The organism is Pseudoalteromonas sp. TAB23, from assembly GCF_000498075.1.
Lineage (GTDB): Bacteria > Pseudomonadota > Gammaproteobacteria > Enterobacterales > Alteromonadaceae > Pseudoalteromonas > Pseudoalteromonas arctica.
The window spans coordinates 1-3447 of sequence record NZ_AUTP01000221.1 but is presented as its reverse complement, the minus strand read 5'-3'; the positions used below and the strand labels follow the sequence as shown (position 1 = coordinate 3447).

Sequence of the window (3447 nt, the reverse complement as noted above, 5' to 3'; positions counted from 1 at the left end):
CTGCCATAATTATGATGACCTCCTTTACACGAATAATTGTTGTACTCGCCATTTTGCGCCAAGCAATTGGCTTACAGCAAACACCGTCAAACCAAGTATTATTAGGGATGTCGCTTTTTCTAAGTATTTTTATAATGTCGCCTATTTATCAGCAGGTAAACGAGCGAGCTATAGAACCTTACTTAAATGAGCAGGTTACTTCAGTACAAGCTTTAGAGCTGGCTAAAGAGCCAATGAAAGCCTTTATGCTTTCTCAAGTGCGTCTCAAAGACTTAGAAACGTTTGCTAAAATTGCCGGTTACGATCAGCTAGATTCGCCACAAGACACACCGTTAATAGTGCTTATACCCGCCTTTGTAACCAGCGAATTGCAAACCGCATTTATAATAGGGTTTATGTTTTTTATCCCATTTTTAATTGTTGATTTAGTGGTCGCCTCGGTATTAATGGCGATGGGTATGATGATGCTTTCACCCATGATTGTGTCCTTACCGTTTAAAATTATGTTATTTGTACTTGTAGACGGCTGGAGCTTAGTGATGGGTACCTTAGCCAAAAGCTTTGGTTTAGGGACTTAGTTTGCAAAGCATTAACATGACCCAACAATAGGAGTACAACATGGAACCGGAAATTTTTGTTGATATCCTAAGTGACGCTCTTTTTTTAGTTATTAAGCTGGTGTCTGCAATTGTAGTCCCAGGCTTAATTATTGGTTTAGTGGTTGCTGTGTTTCAGGCCGCAACGTCTATCAATGAACAAACATTGAGCTTTTTACCTCGTTTATTAATTACCATTAGTGCGCTTATTGTGGGTGGGCATTGGCTTACTCAAGAGCTAATGGACTTTTTTACTCGCCTAGTATTACTTATTCCTGAAATTGCAGGTTAAGCGTGGAATACCCCTTTGCTGTCGTTATTCAATGGTTGAGCGATTTTTTGTTGCCGCTGGTACGCATTAGCTCAATGATTATGATTATGGCTGGTTTGGGGGCTAAAAATGTTCCTACACGTATAAAAATGGGTTTATCGGTTGTTGTAACTTTTGTTGTAGTTCCTGTTTTGCCCCCAGCTACATTCACTAATTTATTTTCGTTTGAGATGATTTTAGTCGTTATTCAACAAATGCTGATTGGTGTTGCTATTGGTTTTGCATCTATACTTTTATTAAATACCTTTGTGTTAGCAGGGCAAATACTCGCGATGCAAACCGGTTTAGGTTTTGCTTCGGTTATTGACCCCTCTAATGGCGCGAGTGTGCCTGCTGTGGGCCAGTTTTTCCTTATTTTGGCGACGCTATTATTTTTTGCTTTTAACGGTCATTTAATGATGATTCAAATGGTGGTGCATAGTTTTCAAGTGCTACCCATTGATGGCACATGGTGGTCTGTAGATCATTACTGGGACATAGTGACCTGGGGTGGCTGGATGTTTACTACAGCACTGGTACTCTCACTTGCACCGCTTACCGCGATGCTCGTTATTAATATGTCGTTTGGTATTATGACGCGTGCAGCACCGCAATTAAATATTTTCTCTATTGGTTTTCCGTTTACCTTGGTAGCGGGACTTATTATTATTTGGGCGACACTAGGTAACTTTGTTACTCAGTTTGAGTTTCAATGGTTAAAAATGGTTGAGCTAATGTGTACTTTAGTTGGTTGCTCACCTTAGGAGAAAGTCATGTCTGAAGACTCAGGACAAGAAAAAACAGAAGAACCCACATCAAAAAAGCTTGAAGAATCTAAAAAGAAAGGCCAAATAGCGCGCTCAAAAGAGCTAGGTACCATGTTTGTACTTATTTTTTCGGCTATATCACTTTTGATGTATGGGCCAGAAATTGGTAAAGGTTTATACAATGTAATGGGCCGAACCCTTAGCTTAAATCGTAACGAAGCCTTTGATACTACTAAAATGTTTGCCGTATGGGGAGAGGTTGCAGACGCTTTAATGTTTCCTATGGCTATGTTTGTATTAATTATAGTTTTGGCTGCATTTATTGGTAATACGTTACTAGGTGGTTTTAATTTTAGCTGGGAAGCCGCTGCACCTAAAGCAAGTAAAATGTCGCCAATGAAAGGCTTTAAACGTATGTTTGGCCCGCAAGCGGCTATTGAGCTTATAAAGTCACTTTTAAAATTTGGTTTGGTTGCAAGTTTTGCTATATTTTTAATTAATACCTATTTTGATGAAATACTGCATTTAAGTTTAGAAAGTGCACCAGGTAATATTATCCATGCCTTAGAGATTTTAGGCTGGATGTTTTTAGGTCTTTCGTGCACTTTAATTATTATTGCGGCTATTGATGCACCATTTCAAAGTTATAACCATAACAAACAACTTAAAATGACAATGCAAGAGATTAAAGATGAGTATAAAAACTCTGAAGGTGACCCACAAATAAAAGCGCGTATTAGGCAAACTCAAAGGCAAATGTCGCAAAACCGTATGATGCAAGATGTCCCTGACGCTGATGTTATTGTTACCAACCCAACTCACTACTCAGTAGCATTAAAATACGATACAGAGCGCGCAGGAGCGCCAATAGTGCTTGCTAAGGGTATCGATGAAATGGCGATGCAAATTAGAAAAGTAGCAATAGGGAATGAAGTACCTATTTTAGAATCCCCTATGTTGACCCGAGCGCTTTATCATACTGCTGAAGTAGGAGAGCAAATACCCGATCAGCTATTTACTGCAGTAGCGCAAGTTTTAGCGTATGTATTTCAGCTTAAGCGCTTTAATAAAGGGCGCGGAAAACGCCCAACTAAACTTAATAATAAGCTCCCAATCCCCGATGCCTACAAGTATTAAACCGTTAACTTAGTAACTTGGAATAGTTATTGCAAATTCTACGTAGTGTCAATTTTTTGAAATTGTAGAATTATGAGTTTTAAAGCGGTATTACAACAACTTAACAGAGACAAAAAAGACTATGCCAAAGGGGTAGGTACTCCTTTGCTTGTGCTTGCTGCCTTGGGAATGGTGATCTTACCGTTACCGCCATTTTTACTCGATATCCTTTTCTCGTTTAATATTGCCCTCGCATTAGTGGTTTTACTCGTGACTGTTTACACGATGAAGCCGGTTGAGTTTGGTATATTCCCCTCTGTATTACTAATCGCTACGATTATGCGCTTAGCGCTTAATGTTGCCAGCACTCGAGTTGTATTACTTGAGGGTCATAACGGTGGGGATTCTGCTGGGAAGGTAATTGAAGCGTTTGGCTCCGTAGTTATTGGTGGTAACTACGCTGTTGGTTTGGTCGTATTTTTAATTCTGATCATTATTAACTTTGTGGTAATTACTAAAGGTGCTGGGCGTATTTCTGAGGTATCTGCACGTTTCACCCTTGACGCAATGCCGGGTAAACAAATGGCAATTGACGCCGATTTAAACGCTGGTTTTATCAGTGCTGAGCAAGCGCGTGACCGCCGCGAGGAAGTAACTC

The 3447-nt window shown here is 39.8% G+C and carries 5 protein-coding genes; all 5 read left to right on the top strand.

What is annotated here, in order from left to right; all coding sequences use genetic code 11:
• Positions 1-578, top strand: a 578-nt coding sequence (gene fliP / locus L654_RS0112520) for a flagellar type III secretion system pore protein FliP (RefSeq protein ID WP_024592744.1), incomplete at its 5' end; no start/stop codon positions are given.
• Between the two features lie 40 nt (positions 579-618).
• Positions 619-888, top strand: coding sequence for a flagellar biosynthesis protein FliQ (fliQ, locus tag L654_RS0112515; RefSeq protein ID WP_002959325.1), 270 nt, complete (start codon positions 619-621; stop codon positions 886-888).
• 2 nt (positions 889-890) lie between these two features.
• On the top strand, positions 891-1670 hold the full coding sequence (gene fliR, locus L654_RS0112510; RefSeq protein ID WP_007585805.1) for a flagellar biosynthetic protein FliR: 780 nt from the start codon (positions 891-893) through the stop codon (positions 1668-1670).
• Positions 1671-1679: 9 nt separating this feature from the next.
• On the top strand, positions 1680-2810 hold the full coding sequence (gene flhB / locus L654_RS0112505; protein WP_024608165.1) for a flagellar biosynthesis protein FlhB: 1131 nt from the start codon (positions 1680-1682) through the stop codon (positions 2808-2810).
• A 72-nt stretch (positions 2811-2882) separates the two neighbouring features.
• The coding region (locus L654_RS0112500; RefSeq protein WP_029753596.1) for an FHIPEP family type III secretion protein at positions 2883-3447 on the top strand (565 nt) is incomplete at its 3' end.